Annotated in this window: 24 protein-coding genes; 9 read left to right on the forward strand and 15 right to left on the reverse strand. The window is 71.6% G+C overall.

All coding sequences use genetic code 11. The annotated features are described in order from the left end of the window. Positions 1-26 precede the first annotated feature (26 nt). The 3 genes from ACFWCK_RS14655 to ACFWCK_RS14665 all read right to left on the reverse strand — a co-directional run bounded on the left by ACFWCK_RS14655 (position 27) and on the right by ACFWCK_RS14665 (position 4,373). The gene (locus tag ACFWCK_RS14655) at positions 27-2,876 is read right to left on the reverse strand and encodes an FAD-binding and (Fe-S)-binding domain-containing protein (RefSeq protein ID WP_378806551.1); all 2,850 of its coding nucleotides are present in this window, start codon (positions 2,874-2,876) and stop codon (positions 27-29) included. A gap of 87 nt (positions 2,877-2,963) precedes the next feature. Next, positions 2,964-3,767 (reverse strand): 2-phosphosulfolactate phosphatase, encoded by an 804-nt coding sequence (locus tag ACFWCK_RS14660; protein ID WP_378806552.1) that lies wholly within the window; start codon positions 3,765-3,767, stop codon positions 2,964-2,966. A 66-nt stretch (positions 3,768-3,833) separates the two neighbouring features. Continuing rightward, the gene (locus ACFWCK_RS14665) at positions 3,834-4,373 is read right to left on the reverse strand and encodes a VOC family protein (protein ID WP_378806554.1); all 540 of its coding nucleotides are present in this window, start codon (positions 4,371-4,373) and stop codon (positions 3,834-3,836) included. A 106-nt stretch (positions 4,374-4,479) separates the two neighbouring features. On the opposite strand from ACFWCK_RS14665, the gene ACFWCK_RS14670 reads away from it, so the two are divergent. The 3 genes from ACFWCK_RS14670 (at position 4,480) to ACFWCK_RS14680 (ending at position 8,061) form a co-directional block, all read left to right on the forward strand. Then, a complete protein-coding gene (locus ACFWCK_RS14670; protein WP_378806555.1) occupies positions 4,480-5,427 on the forward strand; it encodes a J domain-containing protein in 948 nt (315 codons plus the stop codon). A gap of 232 nt (positions 5,428-5,659) precedes the next feature. After that, entirely contained in the window at positions 5,660-7,405 is a 1,746-nt protein-coding gene (locus tag ACFWCK_RS14675; RefSeq protein ID WP_378806556.1) for a sensor histidine kinase, read from the forward strand. Next, positions 7,396-8,061: a response regulator transcription factor gene (locus ACFWCK_RS14680; RefSeq protein ID WP_233310916.1), complete on the forward strand. Its 666-nt coding sequence runs from the start codon at positions 7,396-7,398 to the stop codon at positions 8,059-8,061. The genes ACFWCK_RS14675 and ACFWCK_RS14680 overlap by 10 nt, the downstream gene beginning before the upstream one ends. A gap of 28 nt (positions 8,062-8,089) precedes the next feature. Here the strand turns inward: ACFWCK_RS14680 and ACFWCK_RS14685 are convergent, their stop codons facing one another. Next, complete coding sequence (locus ACFWCK_RS14685) at positions 8,090-9,397, reverse strand: serine hydrolase domain-containing protein (protein ID WP_378806557.1); 1,308 nt, start codon at positions 9,395-9,397, stop codon at positions 8,090-8,092. 4 nt (positions 9,398-9,401) lie between these two features. Further along, positions 9,402-9,632, reverse strand: a complete 231-nt coding sequence (locus ACFWCK_RS14690) for a hypothetical protein (protein WP_378806558.1) — start codon at positions 9,630-9,632, stop codon at positions 9,402-9,404. A gap of 201 nt (positions 9,633-9,833) precedes the next feature. Between ACFWCK_RS14690 and ACFWCK_RS14695 the strand changes: the two genes are divergently transcribed. Then, positions 9,834-11,147 (forward strand): serine hydrolase domain-containing protein, encoded by a 1,314-nt coding sequence (locus tag ACFWCK_RS14695; protein ID WP_378806559.1) that lies wholly within the window; start codon positions 9,834-9,836, stop codon positions 11,145-11,147. Between the two features lie 137 nt (positions 11,148-11,284). On the opposite strand, the gene ACFWCK_RS14700 is transcribed toward ACFWCK_RS14695, so the two are convergent. The 9 genes from ACFWCK_RS14700 to ACFWCK_RS14740 form a co-directional block, all read right to left on the reverse strand. Beyond that, positions 11,285-11,899 (reverse strand): alkylhydroperoxidase domain protein, encoded by a 615-nt coding sequence (locus ACFWCK_RS14700; protein WP_378806561.1) that lies wholly within the window; start codon positions 11,897-11,899, stop codon positions 11,285-11,287. A 1-nt stretch (position 11,900) separates the two neighbouring features. After that, positions 11,901-12,488 carry a CMD domain protein gene (locus ACFWCK_RS14705; RefSeq protein ID WP_378806562.1) on the reverse strand — a complete coding sequence of 196 codons (588 nt, stop codon included), beginning with the start codon at positions 12,486-12,488 and terminating at the stop codon, positions 11,901-11,903. Further along, the gene (locus ACFWCK_RS14710; RefSeq protein ID WP_378806564.1) at positions 12,481-13,575 is read right to left on the reverse strand and encodes a putative FMN-dependent luciferase-like monooxygenase; all 1,095 of its coding nucleotides are present in this window, start codon (positions 13,573-13,575) and stop codon (positions 12,481-12,483) included. Before ACFWCK_RS14710 ends, ACFWCK_RS14705 begins: the two co-directional genes overlap by 8 nt. Beyond that, complete coding sequence (locus ACFWCK_RS14715) at positions 13,572-14,297, reverse strand: ABC transporter ATP-binding protein (protein WP_378806565.1); 726 nt, start codon at positions 14,295-14,297, stop codon at positions 13,572-13,574. Before ACFWCK_RS14715 ends, ACFWCK_RS14710 begins: the two co-directional genes overlap by 4 nt. Then, entirely contained in the window at positions 14,294-15,262 is a 969-nt protein-coding gene (locus ACFWCK_RS14720; protein ID WP_378806566.1) for an ABC transporter ATP-binding protein, read from the reverse strand. Before ACFWCK_RS14720 ends, ACFWCK_RS14715 begins: the two co-directional genes overlap by 4 nt. Beyond that, positions 15,259-17,061 (reverse strand): ABC transporter permease, encoded by a 1,803-nt coding sequence (locus ACFWCK_RS14725; RefSeq protein WP_378806567.1) that lies wholly within the window; start codon positions 17,059-17,061, stop codon positions 15,259-15,261. The genes ACFWCK_RS14720 and ACFWCK_RS14725 overlap by 4 nt, the downstream gene beginning before the upstream one ends. 10 nt (positions 17,062-17,071) lie before the next feature. After that, positions 17,072-18,241 (reverse strand): ABC transporter substrate-binding protein, encoded by a 1,170-nt coding sequence (locus tag ACFWCK_RS14730; RefSeq protein WP_378806569.1) that lies wholly within the window; start codon positions 18,239-18,241, stop codon positions 17,072-17,074. A 338-nt stretch (positions 18,242-18,579) separates the two neighbouring features. Continuing rightward, positions 18,580-19,446: an alpha/beta fold hydrolase gene (locus ACFWCK_RS14735; protein ID WP_378806570.1), complete on the reverse strand. Its 867-nt coding sequence runs from the start codon at positions 19,444-19,446 to the stop codon at positions 18,580-18,582. Beyond that, positions 19,443-19,904 (reverse strand): GbsR/MarR family transcriptional regulator, encoded by a 462-nt coding sequence (locus tag ACFWCK_RS14740; RefSeq protein ID WP_378806571.1) that lies wholly within the window; start codon positions 19,902-19,904, stop codon positions 19,443-19,445. The genes ACFWCK_RS14735 and ACFWCK_RS14740 overlap by 4 nt, the downstream gene beginning before the upstream one ends. Positions 19,905-19,996: 92 nt before the next feature. Here ACFWCK_RS14740 and ACFWCK_RS14745 point away from each other — a divergent pair, with 92 nt between their 5' ends. Both ACFWCK_RS14745 and ACFWCK_RS14750 read left to right on the forward strand, forming a co-directional pair. Then, positions 19,997-20,404 (forward strand): cupin domain-containing protein, encoded by a 408-nt coding sequence (locus ACFWCK_RS14745; protein ID WP_378806572.1) that lies wholly within the window; start codon positions 19,997-19,999, stop codon positions 20,402-20,404. Beyond that, complete coding sequence (locus ACFWCK_RS14750; protein ID WP_233310902.1) at positions 20,392-20,610, forward strand: RNA-binding S4 domain-containing protein; 219 nt, start codon at positions 20,392-20,394, stop codon at positions 20,608-20,610. The genes ACFWCK_RS14745 and ACFWCK_RS14750 overlap by 13 nt, the downstream gene beginning before the upstream one ends. Positions 20,611-20,719: 109 nt before the next feature. Here ACFWCK_RS14750 and ACFWCK_RS14755 read toward each other — a convergent pair whose 3' ends face one another. Next, a complete protein-coding gene (locus ACFWCK_RS14755; RefSeq protein ID WP_378806574.1) occupies positions 20,720-22,024 on the reverse strand; it encodes a hypothetical protein in 1,305 nt (434 codons plus the stop codon). 197 nt (positions 22,025-22,221) lie between these two features. Here ACFWCK_RS14755 and ACFWCK_RS14760 point away from each other — a divergent pair, with 197 nt between their 5' ends. Genes ACFWCK_RS14760 through ACFWCK_RS14770 form a run of 3 tightly spaced genes read left to right on the forward strand, consistent with a single transcriptional unit; the run spans position 22,222 to position 24,413 of the window. Then, a complete protein-coding gene (locus tag ACFWCK_RS14760; protein ID WP_378806575.1) occupies positions 22,222-22,659 on the forward strand; it encodes a hypothetical protein in 438 nt (145 codons plus the stop codon). Between the two features lie 12 nt (positions 22,660-22,671). Continuing rightward, positions 22,672-23,781, forward strand: a complete 1,110-nt coding sequence (locus ACFWCK_RS14765; RefSeq protein ID WP_378806762.1) for a sensor histidine kinase — start codon at positions 22,672-22,674, stop codon at positions 23,779-23,781. After that, positions 23,778-24,413 carry a response regulator transcription factor gene (locus ACFWCK_RS14770; protein WP_233310899.1) on the forward strand — a complete coding sequence of 212 codons (636 nt, stop codon included), beginning with the start codon at positions 23,778-23,780 and terminating at the stop codon, positions 24,411-24,413. The genes ACFWCK_RS14765 and ACFWCK_RS14770 overlap by 4 nt, the downstream gene beginning before the upstream one ends. The last annotated feature ends 8 nt before the right edge of the window (positions 24,414-24,421 follow it).

Raw genomic sequence — 24,421 nt, forward strand, 5'->3', positions numbered from 1 at the left:
TGGCGACCGGAGCGCCGATCTGACGGCTATGGCCGGGTGAGCTCCTCGAGCACCTCGACCACGTGCCGGTACGGCCGGCCGGTCGCGCGACTCATGCCGAGCTCGCACGTGCGGTTCGCCGAGACGTAGGCGTCGAAGCCACCGCGATCGGCGCCGGCCGCCGCGACCTCGGCCGCCTCGACGGCGGTCGCGCTCGCGGTCAGCTCGGGATGCAGCATGCCCCGGTCGCCCGCGAACGCGCAGCAGCCCCAGCCCTCGGGCACGTACACCTCGTCCGCGACGGCGCCCGCGAGCGCGCGCAGGGCGTCGTTCGCGCCGAGCTGCGTGGTCGAGCACGTCGGGTGGACCGCGACCGAGTGGATCCGTTCCCGCACGGTCAGCTTCGGCAGAGCCTCACGCGCGAGGAAGGTCGTCGCGTCCTCGATCCGCAGGGCGGCGTACTCGGGGCGCTCCGCAACGGCCTTCGCGAGCATGACGTGCAGCCCCTCGGTGCAGGATGCGGCATCGCAGACCACGGGCAGGGCGCCCTCGTGGCTCGCCCGCCACAGTGCGGGCAGGACGCGTTCGCTCATCGTGGTGTACCCGTCGAGCTGCCCCTTGGACTTCCACGGCGTGCCGCAGCAGAGGCCACCGGCATCCGGCGGCACGCTGTACGAGATCCCGGCCCGCTCCAGCAGCAGCCGCACGGCTTCTCGCGAGCCCTCTCCGTGCACGCCGTCCGCGTCCTGCTCGGCGCCGAACATCGTCCCGATGCAGGATCCGAACAGCACGGCCTGCGCGTCGGCGGGGCTCTGGGCTCTCGGAGCGCGCGAGCCTCCACCAGGGAGCCTCGCGTCATACAACGGCACGGTGTCGGCGCCGAGCACGGCACGGGCGGCCTTGGTCACGCCGGCCACCAGGGGCGCCGGCAGCGCCTGTGCGACGTCCAGCGCGAAGCCGCCGCCACGGGTGATCGCGCCCCAGCCCTTCGCCGCGGCGTTCCACACACCCTGCTCGAGCCGGCCGGCCTCCTCGGCGCGCAGACGGCGCACGAGATCCCCGGTGTTGATGTCGACCGGGCACGCGACCCCGCACATGCCGTCGACGGCGCAGGTCTGCACGGCGTCGTAGTCGTAGTCCCGCGCGATCTCGGCGGCCACCTCGACCTCGCCACGGTGCAGGGCGGCCGTCATGTCGCGGCGCAGCACGATGCGCTGGCGCGGGGTGAGCGTGACGTCCTTGCTGGGGCAGGTCGGCTCGCAGTACCCGCACTCGACGCAGCGATCGACCTCGCCCTCGACCGTCGGAACGAGCTTGAGGTCGGCGAGGTACGATCTCGCATCGTCCGAGAGGACGACACCGGGATTCAGGATCCCGTCCGGGTCGATGAGCCCCTTGATCTCCCACATCATGTCGGTCAGCACATCGCCGTACTGTCGTCGCACGAACGGCGCCATGATGCGGCCCGTGCCGTGCTCGGCCTTCAGCGTCCCGCCCTGGGCGAGCACGAGCTCGACGAGGTCCTCGGTGAAGGCCTCGTAGCGGCGCAGCGCCTCCGGGTCGTCGAAGCGCTCGTTGACGAGGAAGTGCACGTTGCCGTCCTTGGCGTGCCCGAAGATCACGCAGCCCTCGTAGTGGTGCTTCTCGAACAACGCCGTGAGCCCCTCGCACACGCCGAGCAGCCGCTCCACCGGCACCGCGATGTCCTCGAGCAGCGCCGTCGTGCCCGACGGGCGGGCGCCGGCGACGGCGGTGTACAGCCCCTTGCGGACCGTCCAGAGCTCGCCCCGCTCGGCGGGATCCTCGGTCATCCGCGCCGGTGCCGCGAGCGGCAGCTCTCCGATGTGCGCGAGGGCCGTCGCCTTGCCCGCCTCGAGGGCGGTCGCGTCCGCCGCATGGACCTCGACGAGCAGCGCGGCGTGCCCCTGCACCTCGATCCCGGCGATCACGTCGGGCACGGTGCTGAGCCCCTGCGCGACCCTGAGCGAGGCGGCATCCATGAGCTCGATCGTGGCGAGCCCGAGGGCGGTCAGACCGGGCAGCGCCGCCATCGCATCGGAGAGCGTGTCGAACACGAGGAGCCCGGTCGAGATCGCGGGCTGGATGGGGATCGTGCGGAACCGCGCCTCCGCGACGAACGCCAGCGTCCCCTCGGATCCGATCACGAGGTGCTCCAGGATCCGCACCGGATCGTCGAAGTCGAGCAGGGAGTTGAGGCCGTAGCCCATGGTGTTCTTCATCGAGAACTGACGTGCGACCTCGGCGCTCAGAGCGGGATCGCCGCGGAGGCGGTCGCGGAGATGCTGCAGGCCCCGGGCGATCTCGGGCTCCCGATCGCGCAACTGCGCCAGGGCGTCGGGCGCCGCGGTGTCGAGGATCGTGCCGCTCGGCAGCACCAGCACCATCGACTCGATCGTGCGATAGGAGTTCTCCACGATGCCGCAGGCCATGCCGCTCGAGTTGTCGGCGACGACGCCGCCGATCGTGCAGGCGATCTCGCTCGCCGGATCCGGTCCGAGCTTGCGTCCGAACCGCGCCAGGCGCGTGTTCACCTGGCGCACGGTGGCGCCGGGCTGCGCCGAGACGGAGGCGCCGTCGGCGCTCACGCTGATGCCGCGGAACGCCGAACGCGTGTCGACCATGACGTCACCGGTCACGCCCTGTCCGCTGAGGCTCGTCCCGCCCGAGCGGAAGGTGAGGCTGCGGCCCGCCGCGCGCACAGCTGCGAAGACCCGCGCGACGGACGCGGCGTCCTGCGGCACGAGCACCGCGTCGGGCACGAGCAGGTAGTGCGAGGCGTCGTGCGCGCGGGCGAACCGGTCGATCGTGCGCGAGGCCACCCGCACGTCGGCGCCGAGCAGGGCGGCGTCGAGCGGTGAGGTCACGGTGGCGGGCATGCGGAACTCCTCGGCGGATCGGGGTTCCTCCAGTATCGTCCTCGCATCGGGTCGGCGCGGCGCCCGATGCGCGCGACGGCCGCCGGTTCAGGACAGCCGCGGATCCACCACCCGGAACACCCCGTCCACGAGCACCGGGACCGTGGTCGACACATCGGTCTGGGCGGCGAGCTCCACATCCGCGCCCTGGCCTTCCTCCCGCAGCTCGACGCCGCTCGACGAAGCGGTGAACAGATGGCGGGTCGCCCGCGCCAGGCCCGTGTAGGTGGCGCACGCCGCGGCGGCCTCGGGCGAGCAGGCGTCGATGCCGAGCGCGCCCAGGGCGTCGATCACGGCGCCGGCGGTGAGCATGTCCTCGACGGAGAAGCGCACGGTCTCGTCGTCGCGGACCTCGCCGCCCGCGACCACGGCGACCTTCACGCGGTGCCCGGTGGCGTGCTGGTGGTCGAGGATCCACTGCGCGACGGCGGAGCGGTTGCGCAGCGAGGCCGCGAGCACCGGCACGCCGAACCGTGCGGCCGCCGCCGCCAGACGGGAGCCGTTGAACGACGGCACCACGGCACGGGTCGCGCCGAACCCGGCGACGTTCTCGGCGGTGAGGCTCGACGGCGAGAGCGTGACCCCCGCTCCCCCACGCGGGCCCGCGAGCCGCGCCGGGCCGAAGCCGTCCTCCGCCGCGAGGCGCTCGGCCTCGGCGCGAGTGCCGGGGAACGGCTGCACTTCGAGGCCCTCGGTCAGGGCCCGCTCCACGGTCGTCGTGAACGAGATGGCGTCGATCACGACGATGACGCCCGCCCCCTGCGCGATCGAGCGCAGGCCCTCGCGCGCCCAGTCGAAGCGCACCTCGTAGTCCTGCTGCAGCGGGTGGTCGGGGCTCATCGGGGATCTCATCCGGGGAATGCTACCCGGCGGTAGTCCGAGCCCTGCGACTCACCTCGGACGACCGCGACCGCGAACTCAGCGCGAGTCGTCGGCACGCAGCGGCGCGCTGCTCCAGTTCGATGCGGATCCGGTCAGCGCCGCGTCGAGGGATTCCTGCGCGTACCGCATGTTCTCGGCATAGCGCGGCTCCTGCAGGCGCTGCCACATGACCTCCTCCGGCACATCCTCTATCTGGGCGGTGATCCACCAGATGTTGCCGAACGGATCCTTCACGCGCCCGCCGCGCTGCCCGAAGGCGTTGTCGCCGAGCTCGGTCACGACCGTCGCGCCGCGTTCGAGCGCCCGGGCGAACGCCGCATCGGCGTCCGCCACCCATACGCGCAGCAGGCTCGGCATCACCGGCCAGTCCTGACGCCGGTCGAAGGCCAGAACCACGGTGTCCCCGACGCGGATCTCGCCGTGGCCGACCGAGCCGTCCTCGGTCTGCACACGGGCGAGCTCCTCCCCCTCGAATGCACCCGTGATGAAGTCGAGCAGGGCGCCGGTGTCATCGGTCACCACCCAGGGCGCGACGCTCGTGTAGCCGGTCGGAGTAGCGGAGTCGATCATCGCCATGGGGGGATCCTCTCGTCGTCGTGGCGAGCCTACGAGCGGCCTCCGACATCGGACCGGATACCCTGTACTCCGCTGTTCCGCTGCCGCAGACCACCCGAGGAGGGCGATGTTCGACAGTCCGCTCTCCGCCTCCGCGTACGAGGTGCTCGACGTCGCCGCGCACGTCTCCGACGACGAGCTCCGCCGCGCCTACCGTCTCCAGCTGCGCCGCACGCACCCCGATACGGGAGGCGACGCGACCGTGTTCATCCAGGTGCAGCGCGCCTGGGAGCTCGTCGGCACGCCGGAGCTGCGCGCCGCCTACGACCGCGGGCACGGATTCTCCGACGACGAGGCCCCGTGGGACGGTTGGCGTGCACCCGACGCGCGCACCGACACCCGGCCACGAGCGAAGACCTACGGAGCCGCGGGCGGGAGCCGGCGCCGGCACTATGTCGCGCAGGTGCGCGCCTGGGCCGGATCCGACGTGCCGGATCCGTATGATCCCGCCTTCGTGCGCACGATCCCCCGCGAGCTGCGCCGCATACTCGCGAACGCCCTCGCCGAAGAGCACACTGCCCGCACGGTCGCCGATCTGGGCATGGGCTTCACCGCCTGGCACGACGTGGCGGTGCCGACCGGCGCTCCCGCGGCCGGCACAGGCGTCGGGGCGCCCCCGCACCCCGACACCCTCGACCACATCGTGCTCGGACCGAGTGGACTCTACGGCCTGATGTCGGCCGATTTCGGCGAGATCGCGCGCTTCCGCGCCGGCGAGGTCATCGGGTCCGGCGCCGGATCCCGCGCTCCGATCACCGCGCTCGTGACGCAGGTCCGCACGATCGCGCGCGCGGCGCGGGTGCGCTTCGGCGGGGCGATCCTGGTGCTCCCCGACGACGACCTCGCGCAGGCGACGACGCCTCTCGGCGCGATCCGCGGCACCACCGTCGTGGTCGTGCGCCGCAGCGCTCTGCGCCCCGTGCTCCGCACCGGCGTGCCGGGATCCCGCACGATCGGCGGCACCGAGCTGTTCGACCTGCGCACCCGGATCCAGCAGACGGTCCGGTTCGCCTGAGCGACGGATCCCTCCACCGCGATTCCCTCCTCTCAGCGTCTTCCCCTCCTCTGGTTGAGGCTCACCAGAGGAGGTGAACACGCCGAGGGGAGGGAAACGCAAGAGGCGTAGGAGCAGCCTCGCTGTGGCAGCGCACCTGCACAGGACCCAGGCCCATGGTCATCGCACCCCGCCGCGCGACATCATGGGGTGTGCACGTCGTGCGCACCCGGTGCGGCGAAGAAGGAGAGCGATGACGGATCCGGCGACCGTCGACCCGTCCTCCGCCGTGCACCGTCGCGGCGGCTCCGAACACCCCCTGCCCGCGGCCCTCGTCATGATCGCGGTCTTCGCGTTCCTCCTCGGCGCGGTCGAACTGGGCGTCGGGCTGCGCACCCCCGACACGCTCTGGGTGGTGGCGCTGTTCACCGGCGTGTTCTGGATCTGGGTCGCCGCGGGACTGCTCGCGTGGTGGCGCCGCCCGCACAACAACACCGGCCTGCTGCTCGTGATCGGCGGCATCGCGCTGTTCCTCGCCGGGCTCGTGAACCTCGACGTCGACGCGCTCTCGGTTGTGAGTGCGATCTTCGCGACGAGCCCGCTCGCCATGACGATGCATCTGCTGCACGCCTTCCCGTCCGGGCGCCTGCGCGGTCGCCTCTCGATCACGACCGTGGTGCTGGGCTGGGTCGCCTGCCCGGTCTCCCAGCTCGCGCTCGTGCTCCTCTCCTCGTCCGCGCCGGGTGCCGTCCCGCTCGTCGGCGCCGCGCAGAAGACGCTCGGGATCACGGTGATGGTGCTCACGGCGGTCGTGCTGGCCCGGCGTCTCGTCGTCGCCGACCCCGGCCATCGGCGCGTGCTGTTCCCCCTGTTCGGCTACGGCATCGTGGCCGTGCTGCTGCTCGCCTTCGCACCCACGATCGTCGGCGCGCTGGGGTGGGACAGGTCGATCGGCGGCGTCACGCAGCTCATCGTGTCCGCGGCGATCCCGGTCGCATTCCTGCTCGGGGTGCTGCTCGGCGGGTTCCGTCGTACCGGCGAGCTGGAGCCGCTCAGCGCGTGGCTCGGCATCACCGGCGCGGGCGGGCCGGCCGTCGCCCGCGCCCTGGCCGGCACCCTCGGCGATGACTCGCTGCGCGTCGTGTACTGGTCCGCCGAGCGCGGCGAGTACGTCGACGAGACCGGCGGACCGGTCGACCCCGCCCAGCGCGGCCCCGACCGCGGCTGGTGCGAGATCCGGGTCGACTCACGACTTGTCGGCGCGATCGTCTACGACACCCGGATGACTGCGGATCCGGCGCCGGTGCGACGCGCGGGCGATGTGCTCGCGATCGCGATCGACCGCGAGCGGCTCACCGCTGAGCTGCTCGCGAGCAACGACGCCCTCACGCAGTCGCGGATCCGGCTCGTCGAGACCGCCGATCGGGAGCGATCCCGCATCGCACAGGATCTGCACGACGGCATCCAGGTGCAGCTCGTGCTGCTCGCCCTCGCCGCGCAGACCATCGCGAACGCCCCCGACGCGAGCCCCGAGACGAGCGCGGCCTCGGCACGCCTCCGGCACGGGATCGACGAAGCGGCGGCCGACCTGCGTCGCCTGGTGCACAACGTGCTGCCGGTCACACTCACCGAGCGCGGGCTGACCGCCGCCGCGGAGGATCTCGTCGACCGGCTCGCGATCCCCGCGACCCTCGAGGCCGCCATCGACGACGCCACGATCTCGTCGACGACCGCGCACACCGCGTACTTCATCATCGCGGAGGCGCTGACGAACACGGTCAAGCACTCGAAGGCGTCGTGGGTGCGAGTCAGCCTGCGTGCCGAGGACGGCCTGCTGCGCATCGCCGTCCGCGACAACGGCGTGGGCGGGGCGAGCGTGGACCGCGGTGCGGGTCTGCGCGGCCTGCTCGACCGCGTCGACGCGCTGGGCGGCCGCTTGCGGATGCGATCGGATCCGGGACACGGCACCGAGGTGAGGGTGGAGCTGCCATGCGCGTGATGATCGGCGAGGACGAGGTGCTGCTGCGCGAGGGCCTGCGGCACCTGCTCGCACAGGACGGGTTCGAGGTCGTGGCGGCCGTCGGCGACGCCGAGGCGCTGCTCGAGCAGGTCGAGCTGCTCGCGCCGGAGCTGGTGATCACCGACATCCGCATGCCCCCGACGCACACCGATGAGGGGCTGATCGCCGCGCTGCGGATCCGCGAGGCGCATCCCCGGATCCCGGTCGTCGTGCTCTCGCAGTACGTGCAGCGCCGCTACGCGACGGAGCTGCTCGACCAGAACAGCGGGGGCTTCGGGTATCTGCTCAAGCAGCGGATCGCGGACGTCACCACGTTCACCGCCGATCTGCGCCGGGTGGCCGCGGGCGGCACGGCGCTGGATCCCGAGGTCGTCTCGGTGCTGGTCACCCGGGCGAGCCGCGCGAGCGGAGCCGTCGGCTCGCTCACGCCGCGCCAGCTCGAGGTGCTCTCGCTCATGGCGGAGGGCCGCAGCAACGCGCGGATCGCGACGGACCTGTTCCTCTCCGAGAAGGCCGTCGTGCAGCACACCTCGCACATCTACACCGCGCTCGGGCTGTCCGTCGACGGCGACGACCACCGCCGCGTGCTCGCCGTGCTGCGGTTCCTCGCCTCGGTCGCGGAGGAGTACCGCTGAGGCGGATCCATCCCCAAGGGCCCGGGCGTCACTTCCGGGGCGGCGGGACGTAGGCGGTGCCGAGCTCACCGGTGAGTGCGACCAGGAGCCGCACGGCGGGCGTCTGGCAGATGGCGTCCCCGGGATCATCGGTGAGCGTGGGCGAGGTCGTGCAGCCGCCCGACGCGATGTCGCTGTTGGTCTGCACCGCGACCGTGGTGTCCGTCGCCGTGTCGTAGAAGAGCGAGGTGTTGTAGCCGGCGAGGTCGCCGGTGTGCCCGACCCACCCCTGCGAGCAGCTCAGCCCGAAGCCGTAGCCGATGTCCGAGAACGACGTCAGCCGCAGAGTCTGGGTCTTGGCGTCGACCAGCCCCTGCCCGGTGCCCAGCGCGCGGCCCATGGTCAGCAGATCGTCGATGTCCGAGATGATCTCGCCGGCTGTGAAGCTCCAAGACGGGTTCCAGTCCGTGGAGTCGGCCGGGGCGTCCGGGGTCGCGCTGTTCCCGTTCAGCGTGTACCCGCGGGCGTACGGCTCGGGCATCGCGGCCGAGGTCCCGGGCCACGAGGTGTTCGCCAGGTGCAGCGGGGCGAAGATCCGCGACTGCATGAGGGCGCCGACGTCCTGGCCCGTCACCTTCTCGATCACCTTCCCGAGCAGCACCGTGTTCGTGTTCGAATAGGCGAAGCCCTCACCGGGAGGGAACAGGGGCGAGACGGCGGCGCCCGCGGCGATGACCTCCTCGGGCGTGTAGACGGCGGTCGGATCCGCGAAGTACTTCGCCAGGAGCTTGTCGTTCATGGTGTAGCTCGCGATCCCACTGGTCATGTCGGCGAGCTGCGTGAGCGTGATGGTGTCGCCGTTCGGGATGCCGTCCACATACATCCCGATGGTGTCGTCGAGCGTGAGCCTGCCCTCCTGCGCGAGCTGCAGCACGATCGTCGCCGTGTACATCTTCGTGAGCGAGGCGATGCGGGTGTGCATGCCGACCTGCATCGGTGTCCCGGCCAGATCGGCGTTCCCGTAGGCCTTTGTCCAGGTGCCCGCGGGCGTGCGGACCCCCACGACCGCGCCCGGGGAGGCACCGAGGGCGAAGGCCTTCGCCGCCGCGGCGTCGAGCGCGGCGACGGTCTCCGCGGGCAACGCGGACATCGTCTTCGCGCCGGGCTTCGCGGCGATGGTCCTGGCCGGATCCGCGACGCATCCGGCCGCCGCCGGGGTCGCGGACCGCGACGGCGAGGCCGTGCCGGGCGCGGCGCCGGACGGACCGGAGCAGCCGGCCAGGACGAGAGCGCCGGTGACCGCGGCGAGCGCGAGCGCGCGGCGCAGGGCTTGTGGGACAGTGCGGGAGGACGCCATCGTCTCAACCTCCGTAGGTGCGCTTCATGGGCGATGTGGCGATCGTGGCCGCGGGCGGGCGCCCGCCGGCGGTCCCGGTCATCGCGTCCGGGTCGGAGCCGATCCGGAAGCGGTCGTCGGGAGAAACGAGGACGGATCCGTGCCGCTGCGTCACGCCGAAGGTCGCGGTGATGTCGCCCTGTGAGGTGCGCACGAGCATCGTCGCTCCCCGCTGCACCTCGGCATCCGTCGCCATCGTGAGCCTCCTCGTCGCGCACATCGGTCCACCGCGCGTGCGGATCCGACCCTCGTCTCCCCCCTCGAGCATCCCCATGCGACCACAAGTCTCCCCGGGTCGGGCGGGCGCCGGAATGGGCCTACGTCTATTCCTCCCGGATGCCGCGGGTGCCAGAGTCTCCTCTGAGGGAAGGATCGATCTGCCCGAAGGAGCCCCGACATGGTCACCGCCCGTCTCGCGAAGCCGCTCGCGCTCGCGGCCGCCCTGCTCGTGCTCGCGGGCTGCTCCGCTCAGCCCTCGACCGGCCCCGCCTCCACGGGCTCCGGAACCCCCTCGTCCACGGTGCCGGCGGTCTCGACCTGCGTCGCCGATCCGTCGGCGGTGGTGGCCCGCACCGCGGACCTGCCGACCTCGGCGCTTCCGGACGATCTGACCACGACGATCGACAAGGCCGCCCAGGAGGCGTTCGCGCAGACCTCGGCGAAGGGTGCGGTCGTGGCCGTGCAGTCGCCGAAGGGGCTGTTCCTGAAGGCGTACGGCGTGGCGGATCCGGCCACCGGAACGCCGATGACGACCGACATCTACCAGCGCGTCGGATCCATCACCAAGACCTTCACCGGCACCCTCACGATGCAGCTCGCCGCCGAGGGCACGCTGAGCCTCGATGACACCATCTCTCGGTACGTCGACGGCGTGCCGCGCGGCGACGAGGTCACCATCCGCATGCTGGCGGACATGACGAGCTCCGTGACGAGCTACACGAAGGACGAGGCCTGGCAGAAGATCTTCTTCTCCGAGCCGGACCGGGTCTGGAAGCCGGAGGAGCTGCTCAAGGCCGGCATCTCGCTCCCGCCCCAGGACTTCGCCCCCGGGACCGCGTTCGACTACTCGAACACCAACACGATCCTGCTGGGCCTGGTGATCCAGAAGGTGACGGGCAAGAGCTATCAGGACGTGCTCGCGGAGAAGATCCTCACTCCGCTGGGCCTGACGCACACGATCTTCCCCGCCGGCTCCGCCGCGTTCCCGGATCCGCACGCGCAGGGCTTCACTCTGCAGGGCGGCCATGGCACCCCGCAGGACCCGGCGAACACCACGAACTGGAACCCGTCCTGGGGCTGGACCGCCGGCGAGCTCATCTCCAGCGCACAGGACCTGCTGACGTACGGGCGGGCCGAGGCGACCGGAGCGGGACTCGTGCCGGCGAAGGACCAGATCGAGCGGCTCACGTCGTTCCGCGAGTTCAACGGCCCCGGCAACGGCGGATACGGCATCGGCTGGGGCTGCCAGAACGGCTGGGTCGGCCATACCGGCGAGCTTCCGGGCTACAACACGGCCATGTTCTACAGCACCAAGGACGACACCACGATCGTCACCATGGTGAACAGCGACATCCCCTCCGGCGACTGCCCGAGCGATGCCCGCACCCTGACCGACAACCCGACCGACTTGCCGTGCAGCTCCCCCGCGACCCGGATCTTCCAGGCCCTGGCCACGACGCTGGGCACGCCGTTCGCCCCGCAGAAGAAGTAGGCGGATCCCCCGTTCTCACCCCGCCAGCCGGATCCGCGTTTCCCCCGTCGTACCGTCTTTCCCTCCCCGTACGGGCGCCGCTGCGAGGAGGGAAAGACAGGGCGGGGAGGGAAACGCACTCGCCCGCGCGCGCCGGGTCAGGCCTTCGGCGCCGGGGGCGTCGGTTCGCCGAGCGACAGCATGAGGCGGTTGGCCCAGTTGAAGAACGACGCGCTCTGCACCACGTCGACGATCGCCTGATCGTCCAGGCCCGCCGCGCGCAGCACCTCGACGTGCGCGGCGCCGAACCGCGACGGGGTGGCCGTCAGCGCCGCCGCGGCCTCGATGATCGCGGTCCAGCGCTCGTCCTGCGCGCCGTCGATGCCCTCGTCCAGCAGGCGCTGCACGTCGTCGCGGCGCGAGGGCGCCTGGATCGTCGCGAACCGCGAGTGCACGGAGGCGCAGAACAGGCAGCCGTTGACGCGCGAGGCCGCGGCGGCGGAGATCTCCCGCTCGGCCCGGGCGAGACCGGCGTCGGTGTTGTAGAAGATGTCGTTGTCGGCACGGGTCCGGGCTCCCAGCACCACGGGATCGCGCACCAGCAGCCGGAAGTACGGGCTGGCGGCCCGGGAGCGCTCGACGAGGGCCGTGTAGTCGGCGTCGGTCAGCTCGGCCTCGGGCTTCGGCTCGAGCCAGGGCACCCAGCCGAGCTCCTCCTGCGTGAACACGTGCGGCGGGGTCACCTCGGGGTGACGAAGAACCAGCTCTGCCATGTCAGATCGTCTCCTTGAGCACGCTGAGCCCCGCGATCACGCGGAGCTGGAAGTGGGTGAACGCGACGAGCTGCGACACCGTCACGACGCCGTCGGTGCTCCAGCCCGCGTCGAGCAGCGTCTGCAGCGCGTCCGGGCTGGCGTCGCGGGGACGGTAGGTGAGCAGATGCGCATGCTCGAGGGCCGCGGCGAGCCGCTCCCCCGTTGCGGCGCGGAGAGCCGGAGGCGCGACCCAATGCGGGCCGTCCTCGTCCTCGACGCTCAGAGGCCCCTCCGGGTATGCCCCGTACGGACCGGTCGCCACCGCACCGGGCAACGCCGCCGCGATCGCGGCGGTCAGCCCGGGATCGGCGTCGTCCAGCAGCACCCGGTAGTGGTCGGCGAGGCCCTGCGCGCGGCTGAGCGCGGCGACCCAGTAGCCCAGTGCCGCGCGCTCCGCCGCGGTCGCCCGGGCGAGGTCGGCGGGTGCCGTGATGAGCCCGTCGTACGTCGCCTGGGCGTCGCTGCGTGCCACGGGCCGCTTGGCGCGCAGCGCGTCGAGCGGACTGCCCGGGGCGATGCCGACGAGGTCGTCGATGAGATCAGACATGGCTCTCCTCTGCGATGGACGGGGCGAAGACGTCGGGGGCGAATCCCGCCCGGCTCCAGCCCAGCGCCGGGGCGACCTCGGTCGCGATGAGCTCGAGCGAGCGCAGCAGCACGTCGTGCGCCGGGTCGACCGGGTGCGACTGGAACACGATGTCGGTGGCCGAGGCGAGCACGTGGTCCTGCGCGAGCTCCTCGATGATCTGCTCGGGCGTTCCGATGTGCAGGTCGAACAGGATCCGCAGCTCGTCGTCGCTCGCTCCGTCCGGCACCGTGATCCCCATCGGCCGGGCCGCGGGCAGAGAGCGCTCGATGCCGCGCGCCAGCAGCGCCGGGACGTCGGCCTCGTCGTCGACCACGACCAGCCCGCGCGAGGCGAACGTGCGCGGCGCGACGCCGTCCGGAAGCGCCGCCTGGTAGGCGTCGATCACGAGCCGCTGGGTGTCGGCGAGCGCGGTGAGACCGGATCCGGCCGTGTGCGGCTGCGACTTCGACAGCATGAGGCCGGATCCTGCGGCTCCGATCCGGGCCGCGCCCTCGGGCGAGAACGTGGCCTGCCAGAGCGTGTCGAGCAGCTCGGGGGCCGCGGGGTACAGCCTGCCGCCGTCAGCGGTGAGCTCGTCCCCGCGCAGCGCCTCGTGCAGGCGCGCGAGGTGCCGGCCGTAGATCACGCCGCGCTCCTTCGGGTCGTGTCCGAACGGCGGGAAGGAGCTGGGGGTGCCGCCGCTGCCGACGCCGAGCTCGAAGCGTCCGTCACTGAGCAGCGAGAGCACGGCGGCATCCTCCGCCACGCGCAGCGGCTCCTCCAGGGGCAGCGTCACGATGCTGGTGCCGAGAACGATGCCGCTGGTCTGCGCGGCGGCGTGCGCCAGGAAGACGAACGGCGAGGGCAGGCCGCCCTCGTCCTCGTGGAAATGGTGCTGCGCCACCCACGCGGTATCGAAGCCGAGCCGCTCCGCGGTGCGGATCTGCTCGAGCGCCAGCCGGTAGCGTTCGGCGGGCGGCGCGGCGTCGAGCACCCGCGTGAAGAATCCGAGCCGAGGGCCGGATCCGCGATCCGGGCGGGACGAGGACGGGGTCTGTGCGGTCATGAACCGCTCCTTCCGAGGTAGGCCTCTTGAATACGGGGGTCGTGCAGCAGTTCCTGCGCCGAGCCCTCGGCGACGATCTCGCCCGTCGCCAGCACGTAGCCGCGCGACGCGATCGACAGAGCGAGCTCCGCCTGCTGTTCCACGAGGAGCACGGCCACGCCGAGCTCACGGTTGAGCCGTGCGATCTCGTCGAGCACCTGGTCGACGAGCTTGGGCGAGAGTCCCATCGTCGGCTCGTCCATGCAGATGAGCCTCGGCCGGCTCATCAGCGCCCGGGCGAACGCGAGCATCTGCTGCTCGCCGCCGGAGAGCGTTCCCGCCTCCTGCCGGCGGCGCTCGGCGAGCCGCGGGAAGTGCTCCCGCATCCGCTCGATGTCCTCGGCGATCCCGGCGCGGTCGCGGCGCGTGTAGGCGCCGGCGTAGAGGTTCTCGTCCACGGTCATCTGCGGGAAGACCCGTCGCGCCTCGGGCACGCTGGCGATGCCCGCCCGCACCCGCCGCGCGGTGGAGCGGTGCGTGATGTCGTCGCCGGCGAACCGGATCCGCCCGTCCTTGACCCTGTTCAGCCCCAGGATCGACTTCATGGTCGTGGACTTGCCCGAGGCGTTGCCGCCCAGCAGCGACACGATCTCGCCCTCGCCGACCTCGATCGACACTCCGCGCAGTGCGTGGAAGGGGCCGTAGTAGACGTTCAGCGCGTCCAGGCTCAGCAGGGCGGTCATGCGGATCCCTCCTCGCCGGTCTCGAGATCACTGCGTTTCGTCTCGGTCTCGCTTCGCTCGTCCTCGCTCAACGACCCCGAAGGAGAAACGGCCCCGGCGTCCTCGCTCAACGACCCCGAAGGAGAAACGGGGGCTTCCCGCCGCCGGCCGAGATAGGCCTCGATCACGGCGGGGTCGGTGCGCACGCTCTGCGGGTCGCCCTCGGCGATGATCCGGCCCCCGTCCATGACGATGACCCGGTCGGAGACCGTCATCACGAGATCGAGCTTGTGCTCGACGAGGAGGATCGTCTGCCCCGCGGCCTTCAGCTCGAGCAGCTGCGCGAGCACCTCGGCGGTCTCGGACTGGTTCATGCCGGCGGTCGGCTCGTCGAGCACGAGCAGCTTCGGCTGCAGCGCGAGCGCGCGGGCGATCTCGGTGCGCCGGCGGTTCGCGTAGCTCAGCGTGTACGCCGGGTCGTCGCGCCGCGGGCCGAGCCGAGCCTCGAACCGGTCGACCTCCAGGTCGATGACCCGATCGATCTCCGCCCGCTCGCGCCGTGCCGCCGGGGTGCCGAACACCGCGACGAACAGCTCGGCGAGCAGCGGGATCCAGCGCAGCAGGAAGACGTGCGAGAGCCGGCGGAACGGGCGGTGCGCGTGCAGCCGCGAGTGGATCCCCACCTCGATGTTGTCGGCGACCGAGAGCGTCGCGAACACGCGGCCGTTCTGGAAGGTGCGCGCGATCCCGTGCTCCGCGATGTCCACGGTCTTCGCGTGGTCGATGCGGGTGCCGTCCAGCGCGATCGTGCCGCCGTGCGCGGGGATGGTGCCGGTGACGAGGTTGAGCGTGGTGGTCTTGCCGGATCCGTTGGGTCCGATGATCGAGACGACCTCGTGCGGCCGCACCTGGAACGAGACGCCGTCGACGGCGCGCAAGCCCTCGAAGTGGCGTTCCAGGCCGGTGACGTCGAGCAGGGCGGTCATGAGTTCCTCACCAGGACGCCGCCGGGCCGGAAGCGCACGACGAGGATGAGCACGAGGCCGTAGACGATGATCCGCCACTCCGGGGTGAAGCGCAGCAGCTCCATCGCCCCGATGAGCACGATCGATCCCACGACCGCGCCGTAGGGCAGGCCCACGCCGCCGAGGATGACGATCGTGACGACGAGCAGCGACATCAGCATCGTGAACATCGTCGTGTCGATGTAGGTGTACTGGTGCGCGAGCAACGAGCCGCCGATGCCGGCGAAGAACGCCGAGATCGCGAACGCGAGGGCCTTGTAGTCGCGCACCCGCACGCCGGAGGCGAGGGCGGCGACCTCATCGGATCCGACCGAGGAGATCACCTTCCCGAGATGGGAGCGACGGATCCGCCACATCACGAGCAGGGTGAGCACCAGCACGACGAAGTCGATGAGGTAGTAGGCGAGCGGGGTGTTCAGGTCGATGCCCGCGATGGACGGCACGGGGATCCCGTACACGCCCTGTGGCACGAGCAGCTGGATCACGGCGACGATCGCGATGCCGAGCCCCAGGGTGGCGATCGAGATGTAGTGGCCCTTCACGCCCCAGATCGGCGAGGCGAGGATCGACGCGATCACGGCGGCGCCGATGCCCGCGAGCGGCAGCACGACCCAGAACGACAGGTGCAGATGCACGCTGAGCAGCGCCGAGAGGTACGCGCCGATCGCGATGGGCCCCGCCTGTCCGAGCGCGAGCACCCCGGCCTGTCCGGCTGTGACCGTGAAGCCGGCGGCGATGATGGCGTAGATGAGCACCTGGGTGCCGGTCGTGAGCACGTACGTGTCGGCGAGCACCGGCACGAGCACGCCGAGCACGACGAACCCGGCGATCCACACCCAGCGCGGGATGCGGAGCGGCCGCCCCTTGCCGAGGAACGTGCCGGTGAGCGGCTCGGTCGAGATCAGCGGCACCTTGCCGAGCAGTCCGCCGGGGCGCACGATCAGCACGACCAGCAGAACGACGAAGACGATGATCTGGCGCGCCGCATCGCCGAGCCAGTAGATCCCGAACGCCTCCAGGATCCCCAGCACGAAACCGCCGACCACGGCGCCGACGAGCGATCCGAGCCCGCCGAGGGCCGCGGCCACGAAGGCCGTCATGCCGATGTTGAGCCCGGAGACGGGATTCACGACGCCGATGTAGAGCGAGAAGAAGATGCCGGCGAGGCCGCCGAGGCCCGACGCGATCACGAACGAGAGGTTCTGCACCGAGCCGACCGGGATGCCCATCTGCAGGGCCGCCTCCTGATCCTGCGCGGTGGCTCGGATGGCCCGACCGGTGCGGCCGTACTTCAGGAACAGCGACATCGCGACCATGACGACCGCCGTGACGCCCAGCATCACCAGATCCGAGGTGCCGAATCGCATGTTCCCGAGGTGCAGGTTCGAGGTGGGCAGCACCTGCGGGAACGACCGGAACTGCGCCGAGAACGCGAGCTGCGATCCGTTGTCCAGGATCTGCGCGACCGCGTACGTGGACAGCATGGCGGCCAGCGGCAGGTACTTCGCGAGCGGGCGCACCACGGCGACGTTGATCACGAGCCCCAGCACCGCGCAGATCGCGAGCACGAGCGGCAACGCGATCCAGAACGGCTGCTGCAGCTGCACGACGAAGAACCAGGCGAGCATCGCGCCGAGCCCGAAGAACGAGAACTGCGCGAAGTTGACGACGTTCATGACGCCGAAGACGAGGGAGATGCCGACCGCTCCGAGGGCGTAGACGTTCCCTCGGAGCAGGCCGGCGATCAGAGTGTCGAGCATGGAGGAGCGATCAGCCTTCGATGGCGATCCAGGCGCCGTCCTTCAGAACGGTCGGGGTCAGCTGCGGCGACGCCGGGCGACGCGTGTCCTTGTCGAACGAGAGCGTGCCGTAGACGACGCTCGGCACGTCGGTGATCTCCTGGAAGCCCTTGAGGATCCCGGCGCGGTCGGTGCCGCCCTTCTTGGCTGCGGCGACCGCGACGTGCAGCGCGTCGTAGGCGCCGGCTTCGAAGAGGGTGACCTCCTTCTCCTCCGGGTACTTCTTCTTGAAGGCCTTCACGAACGCCTGCACCTCGGGAGCGGTGCTGGACGAGACGAACTCTGTGCCGATGACCGAGCCCGCCGCATCCGGCGTGGCATCGAAGGACTGCTCGTCCTGGCCGCCGTAGAACGTGCCGGTGAACCCGATCGCGCGCAGCTGAGTCACGAGCTTGGCCGCATCGGGGCCGTAGCCGATGTGGGCGAACGCCTTCGGGTTGCCGGCGACGGCCTTGGTGAGCGAGGGCCGGTAGTCGTCGGAGGTGGGGTCGATCGCCTCCGCGTCGGTGATCGCGAGCCCGATCTTGTCGGCCTCGGCCTTGAACGCCTGGAAGGCGGGGATGCCCCAGTCCGCGGTGTTCAAGTACGTCACGCCGATCGAGTCGATGCCCTGCTTCTTGATGTAGTCGGCCGTCCAGGTGTAGCTCGCGGACGTGGTGATGGCGCTCGACCACTGGTACTGCGTGCCCTTGGCCGTGAAGTCGGGGTTCGAATTGTTGAAGCCGTACTGCAGCAGCTTGCCCGCCGTGTAGATCGGCGAGGCCGGGATCGACGCCGCCGACGAGTAGTCGCCGAACACGAGCGAGATCTGCGGGTCGTTCACGAACTTCTGCGCGACGGTCACCGACTGCTTCGGGTCGGACTGCGAGTCCTCGTACTTGAGCGCGACCGGGTGCCCGTCGATGCCGCCGTCCTTGTTGACCTCTTCGACGGCCAGGTCGAACGCCTTCTTGAACTGCTCGCCGTACTGCGCGTACTGGCCGGTCTGGGCGGCGGAGACGCCGAAGTAGACGGTGCTGCCGGCGGAGGCGTCGGCCGACGGCCCGTTCGCCGAGGCGGAGAGGCTGCATCCTGCGAGCGCGAGGGCTGCCGTGGCCGCCATGACCCCGGCGAAAGCGATGCGTCGAGTGTTCCTTGCCATGGGGGCCTCCTTCGGGTCGTCGCACCGCGGGTCGGTGCCGTCCGGGCGGCGCGCTGTGTACGACACCCGGCGATGCGCCTGCGGACGGGCTGCCGCGGCGTGCGTCCACGTTCACACGCCTGCCGGATCCGCCACCGCTGTGTGTCGGTTTTCGACGTCGTATGACGTCACGCACGCGCGTCTGTGACGCCGCGCGACGCGAAGACGGCGCGAGCGGATCCCTCTCCCGCGCGACGCGGTAATCTCCGCGCCGCCCATGGCGCGCCTCCCCTCCCCTGGCTGCCTTTCCCCCTCTGGCGGGTCGGGCCGCTGAGCCCACGCAACGGGCCCGTCGCGGGCTAGGCGAACGCTGCGAGGATCGGATCCGGATCCGCGAACAGCAGCGCATGACCGCCGCTCACGAAACGGGCGGTCCCCTGCGGGAGCCGGGAGACCATCACCCTGCCCGCCGCGGGCGCGACGTTGCCGTCCTGCTCGCCGTGCCACCAGAGGATCGGCGACGCCACGTCCTCCACGCGGAACCCCCAGGGGCGGCAGACGGCGCGAGCATCGTCGGTGGGGCCGCCCGGTCCGCCGCGGAACCCGTCGGCGACGGCTTCGAGCGCGGACCGCGTCGCCTCCGGGTGCGCCCGGGCGAACTCCGCGTCCGGCGACGAGCCGCGCGAGATCAGGGCGAGGGTGCGGTCGATCGCCGCCGGCGTGCGCGGAGTGCTGGATTGCAAGAGCGCCCCGAAGACTCGCGGCGCATGCCTGGCCAGACCGTAGAACAGCCGCGAGGTCGCCGACTGCCTCGCCGCGCCGCGGTACCAGGACTCGTCATAGGGTCCGGATCCCGCGCAGATCGCCGTCGCCGACACCCGGTCGGGCAAGCCGTGGACGACCGCAAGGGCGAACGCGCCGCCTGCGGAGTGGCCCAGCACGCCTGCCTGCTCGATGCCGAGCGCGTCGAGCATCTCGGCCACGTCGGACGGCCAATCCGCGAGCGCCCGATCGCCCACCGGATCCGACGCTCCCAGTCCCGGTCTGTCCAGCGCCAGCAGTCGCACGCCCGCCTTCGCCGCCGCGACGTGGAGCGGGGCGCCGGCCAGCCCGGAGCTGGAGGATCCGGGAAGGAACAGGCACGGACGACCGGCCGGATCCCCGACCTCGTGCCAGGACAGCGCCCGTCCGTCGCGCAGCCCGATCGTGCGCTGATCCGTGGTCATCTCCGCGCCTCTGCGCGACGCCACTCCTCGAGCAGTACGGGCAGTCGCTCGGCCAGGAAGGCGTTGAGCGAGGCAGTGCGTTCGAGCAGAGCGCGCTGCTCGACGCTCTCCGATGCGAGCAGAGCGAGTCCCTCCTCCGCGATCACCGCGGCCTCACGGTACGGTGCGGCATCGAAGCCACGCGCTTCGTCGAACACGATGGCGATGCGGTCCGCCCGCTCCCCCGCCGCGCGCGTGCGCCGCACGAGGCCGCGTGACTCCAGCGCCTGCACCCCGTTCACGATCGCCGTGCGACTGGCTTGCAGCGTGGTCGCGAGCTCGTCGATGGTCGGCGGTCCGGGCTCGCAGACGTACAGATAGCCTGCGATTCGCCCGGTGATCGGAGCGATGCGGTAACGCGTGGCCCAGACGCCCGCAACACGGTCGGCGTACGCCACACGGTCCTCGATGCTCGCCATGAGCGGCATGCTACGCGCGAAATAGCGTAAATGACAGTTTTTTCTGTCATTAACGTTCAACCGACCGCAGAACTCTGGGATAGCGTGGCGGCATGAGCGGCTACGACATGTACGAGGCTGGGGCGATCGACACCTGGGGTGTCGCCGAGGGCACCGGCAAGCGGTTCGTCGACGGGGAGTCGGCGCAGTACCTCGGGATGTCGGTGAACTCCACGGAGCCGGGCGAGAGTTCGCCGTTCTGGCATCGACACAGCCGTTTCGAGGAGCTGTACGTGTTCCTCGACGGCCGCGGGCAGATGGCGCTCGACGACGAGGTGGTCGACGTGCATCCGGGCACGGTCGTGCGCGTCGCTCCCGAGACCTGGCGTGCGGTGCACAGCGCCGCCGACGCCGGCCGGCCGCTGAAGTGGCTGTGCCTGCGCGGCGGAGGCGACAGCCTCGCCGGGATCGGCCGCGACGGCGAGCTGGACAAGGAGCGGATCTTCCCGTGGAACGCGTGAACGACGTCGCCATCGGCGGCGAGAGCATCCGCCTCGGCCAGTTCCTGAAGTTCGCCGGCCTGCTGGACTCCGGCGGCGACGCGAAGGAGGCGATCATCGACGGGCACGTGCGCGTGAACGGCGAGGAGGAGCGCCGCCGCGGACGACAGCTCGTCGCAGGCGATCTCGTGACGGTCGGCGGGCGCTCGGCGCGGGTGCGCGCCTGAGGTCGAGCGCCTGACCTCCGCGTCGCGCGCTCCCGCCGCTGCGACCGGACGAGACGTCACGATGTCCGGCGCGTCCAGGACCGGGCCGGTGCGACCTGGAACCCGACGGTCACTCCTGCACGGGCCGGCGCAGCAGCTCGACGGCGATGAGCACGAGCAGCGACCCCGCCAGCACCCACAGCACGAGCCACGCCGTGAGTGGCTGCACGAGCAGCACCACGGCCGCAGCCAGGAGCGCGACGACGACGAGGATCCACCGGTGCGATCTGTCGATCCGGCCGCCGAGGCGGGCGAAGGCGGTCGGCGGGGCGTCGGAGGAGGCATCGCCGCGCGGTCGCACCACGGCGGCGATGCGGCCGCCGGCGGTGCGCACGGCCCGCGCGGAGCGGGAGGAACCGATGACCCACGCGACGATCGCGACGACGAGGGCGAGCAGCCCGAGCGCGAGGATCCGCTGGGTGAGCGGCGCGGTGATCTGGTCGAACACGGATCCGGCCGCCGCGGGAGTGATGACGGATCCGTTCGCGGCGAGCGCCCCGATGCCCAGCGCGCGGCCGATCGCGACCGCTGCCAGCATCAGCACCATGATCGCCGTCGCCGCGACTCCGGCGGCCAGGACCGCGCGCCGGCGCCGGCGTGCCGCGAGCACCCCGGCGATGAGCAGTGCGAGCGCGATCCACGGCAGCCAGGCGGAAAGCGTCGTGACGATCCCGTACGCCGCGACGGCCTCGCCGAGCGAGGCGCTGTGCACGAGCACGATGGTCTGATCCGTCGTCGGGATCGAGGCGGCGAACGTCACGCCCTCGGCGAGCAGCCGTGAGCGGACGCCCTCGAGGATGGGGCCGAGCTGCAGTCGCAGCGCCCCGTCCCGCCCCGCGGCGAGCGCGGCGTCGGGGGCACCCTGCAGCACCGCGAGAGCCTGGGTGTGCGAGACGCTGAGCGCCTGCTTCCAGACGTCTGCGAACGTGGGCGACGTGATCACGTTCGCGACCATGCCGTGCACGAGGTTCTGGGCGCCCTGCGCGACGGGCGCCTCCAGCAGGCTCAGTGCCGCCGACGCCCTCGGCGGCATATCGAGCGCACGCAGACCGTCGAACACGTCGCCGGTGAGGGCGGGGATGTCGACCTGCCGATCGATCGCGTCATTCGTCGCGGTCACCAGCACGGCCTGCACGGCGGGATCCGCGGCGAGCGGCGCGAAGGTCGCCACGAACTGGTCGGTGTCGGTGAGCAGTGCATGGGCGTAGCTCGTCACCGCGCTGACGGATCCGAGCACGAGTCCGAGCACGATCAGGATCGCCGACCCGGCGCTGCGCCACCACGACCCGGTTCGGCGCTCCCTGCTGCTCCGCAGAGCATCGTTCTCCGCCTCGAGCCGCGCGATGCGCGCCGCCGGATCCTCATCGATCGTCATGGACCGCGCCTCCCTCGGTGAACCCGCGCGGGACGTGGTCCGTCCCCTGCCGCTCACGGCAGACTATGGCCCCACCACGCCGCGTCGCGAGCCGTCCGTGCGCGGCGAGCGCACGGGATCCGCGCACTGACCGATCGGTGGCCGACCCTGACCGATCGGTGGATCCTCGCGGCGTCGCATCCGACGAGCCTGGAGGCATGAACACCACACTCCGCACCTCATCCGCCGGATCGTCCGTCGCCTCCTCGCGCCGCGCGGCCTTCCGCCCCGTCCTCGCCCTCTCCTGGGCGTTCGTCGCGGTCAGCGCCGCGATGATCGCCTTCCTCGGCATCGCGAGCGCCACCGGGATCGGCTTCGAGACCGCGATCTGGATCCGCTGCTCCCTCGTGCTGGCCAGTGCGATCGTCGTGCTGGCCATCGCCGCCTCCGCCGCCCGCGGCTCCCGCGGCGCCTGGGTGCGCCTGCGGATCATCAGCCCGATCATCGTCGCCGCGGTGATCGTGATCGTCTCGATCCCCGGGTTCCTGCCCGACTGGGTCCGCCTGGAACAGGCCGCCTGCGGGTTGCTCCTGCTCCCGGTCGCGATCCTGGTGAACCTGCCCCGCATGAGCGCTCATTTCCCCCAGACGGCGTAAGGTCGGCCCGTGATGGACTCGCGCTGGCGAAGCGTGCTCGCGATCGCCCCGTACGTGGTGCTGGGGCTGCTGGTCGCGTTCGTGCTGTTCGCGCAATGGGGCCAGTGGGCGCGTCTGGCGCCGACGCTGGCTCTCTGCGCCGCCTACGGACTGTGGGTCCTCGTGATGCGCACCCTGCCGTTCCGGTGGCGCGACCGTCCCTCCGTCGTCGCCGTGTTCCTGACGGGCGCGATCGCGCTCAACCTGCTGCTGGTGCTGCGCGAGGGCACGTTCGGATTCCTCGCGATCGCGACCTTCTCGTTCGCGTACTCGCTCGCCGAATGGCCGTGGGAACTGCTCCCGGTCGCCGGGACCGCCGTCGTCGCGGGCCTCGCGCAGAGCTCCGGGTTCCGCGCGGATCCAGCCGGCGTCGCCGGGACGATCGCGGTGGTCCTGCTGAACGTCGTGGTGATGTGCGGGCTGTCGTTCGGCCTGCACCGCGCCGAGGACAACCTGCACCGCACCGCCGTGCAGGATGAGCGCGCCCGCCTCGCGCGCGAGATCCATGACACGCTCGCGCAGGGCTTCACGGGCATCATCACCCAGCTGCAGGCGGCCGAGCAGGCCTCCGACGACGAGGCCCGCCGACGTCACACCGGGGCGGCTCTCGCGCTGGCCCGCGACGGGCTCGCGGAGGCCCGCCGGTCCGTGCAGGCGCTGCGCCCGACGGCGCTCGAGCAGACCTCTCTCGCCGACGCCCTCTCCGGGGTGGCGCGGTCGTGGTCGGCGCGCACCGGCGTCCCGGCGACGGTGACAGTGACCGGCACGGCCCGACCGCTGCCGACCGAGACGGAGGTGGCGCTGCTGCGCATGGCGCAGGAGGCGCTCACCAACGTGGAGAAGCACGCCGCGGCGCATCGCGTGACGATCGCGCTGCGGACGGATCCCGTCGGTGTGCGCCTCGAGGTCCGGGACGACGGCCGCGGCTTCGACGGGGTCGAGCGTCTGCAGCGGGCGGGTGAGGGGTCCGGCGGATACGGGCTCATCGCGATGCGCGAACGGCTCGAGGCGGCCGCCGGCAGCCTCATCGTCGAGGCCCGGCCCGGGCGCGGCACCGTGGTGCGGGCGGAGGTGCCGGCATGAGCGCGCTCACACTGCTCGTCGTCGACGATCACCCGGTGGTGCGCGACGGCATCGTCGGCATGGTCGGATCCGCGGAGGGAATCGAGGTCGTCGGTGAGGCATCGGACGGCGCCGAGGCTGTCGCCCTGGCCGAGGTGCTCGCCCCCGATGTGGTGCTGATGGACCTGCGGATGCCGCGGATGGACGGCGTCGCCGCGCTGCGGGAGTTCGCACGGCGCGGTATCGGCAGCCGGGTCGTGGTGCTGACCACCTTCGACGCGGATGCCGACGTGCTGCCCGCGATCGCGGCCGGAGCCACGGGATACCTGCTCAAGGACGCCTCGCGCGACGAGCTGCTGGCGGCGATCCGCGGGGCGGCGGCCGGCAGGACGGTGCTCGCGCCCGAGGTGGCCTCGCGTCTGGTCGGCCGCGTGCGCGCGCCGGAGGCGAGCCTGCTCACGCCGCGCGAACTCGAGATCCTGGGTCTCATCGCCGACGGTGCGACCAACCGCGCCGCCGGAGACCGCCTGCACGTCAGCGAGGGCACGGTCAAGACGCACCTGCTCAGCATCTACGCCAAGCTCGGCGTCGGCGATCGCGCCTCGGCGGTGGCCGAGGGGTTCCGCCGGGGACTGCTGGACACGGCCCGCTGACGGCTCGG

The organism is Microbacterium sp. NPDC060117 (assembly GCF_042729315.1).
Taxonomy (GTDB): domain Bacteria; phylum Actinomycetota; class Actinomycetes; order Actinomycetales; family Microbacteriaceae; genus Microbacterium.

What these genes read in the sequence shown, in the direction of transcription:
- ACFWCK_RS14655 (WP_378806551.1), bottom strand. Translation starts at nt 2,876, where the DNA reads ATGCCCGCCACCGTGACCTCACCGCTCGACGCCGCCCTGCTCGGCGCC.
- ACFWCK_RS14660 (WP_378806552.1), bottom strand. Translation starts at nt 3,767, where the DNA reads ATGAGATCCCCGATGAGCCCCGACCACCCGCTGCAGCAGGACTACGAG.
- ACFWCK_RS14665 (WP_378806554.1), bottom strand. Translation starts at nt 4,373, where the DNA reads ATGGCGATGATCGACTCCGCTACTCCGACCGGCTACACGAGCGTCGCG.
- ACFWCK_RS14670 (WP_378806555.1), top strand. Translation starts at nt 4,480, where the DNA reads ATGTTCGACAGTCCGCTCTCCGCCTCCGCGTACGAGGTGCTCGACGTC.
- ACFWCK_RS14675 (WP_378806556.1), top strand. Translation starts at nt 5,660, where the DNA reads ATGACGGATCCGGCGACCGTCGACCCGTCCTCCGCCGTGCACCGTCGC.
- ACFWCK_RS14680 (WP_233310916.1), top strand. Translation starts at nt 7,396, where the DNA reads ATGCGCGTGATGATCGGCGAGGACGAGGTGCTGCTGCGCGAGGGCCTG.
- ACFWCK_RS14685 (WP_378806557.1), bottom strand. Translation starts at nt 9,397, where the DNA reads ATGGCGTCCTCCCGCACTGTCCCACAAGCCCTGCGCCGCGCGCTCGCG.
- ACFWCK_RS14690 (WP_378806558.1), bottom strand. Translation starts at nt 9,632, where the DNA reads ATGGCGACGGATGCCGAGGTGCAGCGGGGAGCGACGATGCTCGTGCGC.
- ACFWCK_RS14695 (WP_378806559.1), top strand. Translation starts at nt 9,834, where the DNA reads ATGGTCACCGCCCGTCTCGCGAAGCCGCTCGCGCTCGCGGCCGCCCTG.
- ACFWCK_RS14700 (WP_378806561.1), bottom strand. Translation starts at nt 11,899, where the DNA reads ATGGCAGAGCTGGTTCTTCGTCACCCCGAGGTGACCCCGCCGCACGTG.
- ACFWCK_RS14705 (WP_378806562.1), bottom strand. Translation starts at nt 12,488, where the DNA reads ATGTCTGATCTCATCGACGACCTCGTCGGCATCGCCCCGGGCAGTCCG.
- ACFWCK_RS14710 (WP_378806564.1), bottom strand. Translation starts at nt 13,575, where the DNA reads ATGACCGCACAGACCCCGTCCTCGTCCCGCCCGGATCGCGGATCCGGC.
- ACFWCK_RS14715 (WP_378806565.1), bottom strand. Translation starts at nt 14,297, where the DNA reads ATGACCGCCCTGCTGAGCCTGGACGCGCTGAACGTCTACTACGGCCCC.
- ACFWCK_RS14720 (WP_378806566.1), bottom strand. Translation starts at nt 15,262, where the DNA reads ATGACCGCCCTGCTCGACGTCACCGGCCTGGAACGCCACTTCGAGGGC.
- ACFWCK_RS14725 (WP_378806567.1), bottom strand. Translation starts at nt 17,061, where the DNA reads ATGCTCGACACTCTGATCGCCGGCCTGCTCCGAGGGAACGTCTACGCC.
- ACFWCK_RS14730 (WP_378806569.1), bottom strand. Translation starts at nt 18,241, where the DNA reads ATGGCAAGGAACACTCGACGCATCGCTTTCGCCGGGGTCATGGCGGCC.
- ACFWCK_RS14735 (WP_378806570.1), bottom strand. Translation starts at nt 19,446, where the DNA reads ATGACCACGGATCAGCGCACGATCGGGCTGCGCGACGGACGGGCGCTG.
- ACFWCK_RS14740 (WP_378806571.1), bottom strand. Translation starts at nt 19,904, where the DNA reads ATGGCGAGCATCGAGGACCGTGTGGCGTACGCCGACCGTGTTGCGGGC.
- ACFWCK_RS14745 (WP_378806572.1), top strand. Translation starts at nt 19,997, where the DNA reads ATGAGCGGCTACGACATGTACGAGGCTGGGGCGATCGACACCTGGGGT.
- ACFWCK_RS14755 (WP_378806574.1), bottom strand. Translation starts at nt 22,024, where the DNA reads ATGACGATCGATGAGGATCCGGCGGCGCGCATCGCGCGGCTCGAGGCG.
- ACFWCK_RS14760 (WP_378806575.1), top strand. Translation starts at nt 22,222, where the DNA reads ATGAACACCACACTCCGCACCTCATCCGCCGGATCGTCCGTCGCCTCC.
- ACFWCK_RS14765 (WP_378806762.1), top strand. Translation starts at nt 22,672, where the DNA reads ATGGACTCGCGCTGGCGAAGCGTGCTCGCGATCGCCCCGTACGTGGTG.
- ACFWCK_RS14770 (WP_233310899.1), top strand. Translation starts at nt 23,778, where the DNA reads ATGAGCGCGCTCACACTGCTCGTCGTCGACGATCACCCGGTGGTGCGC.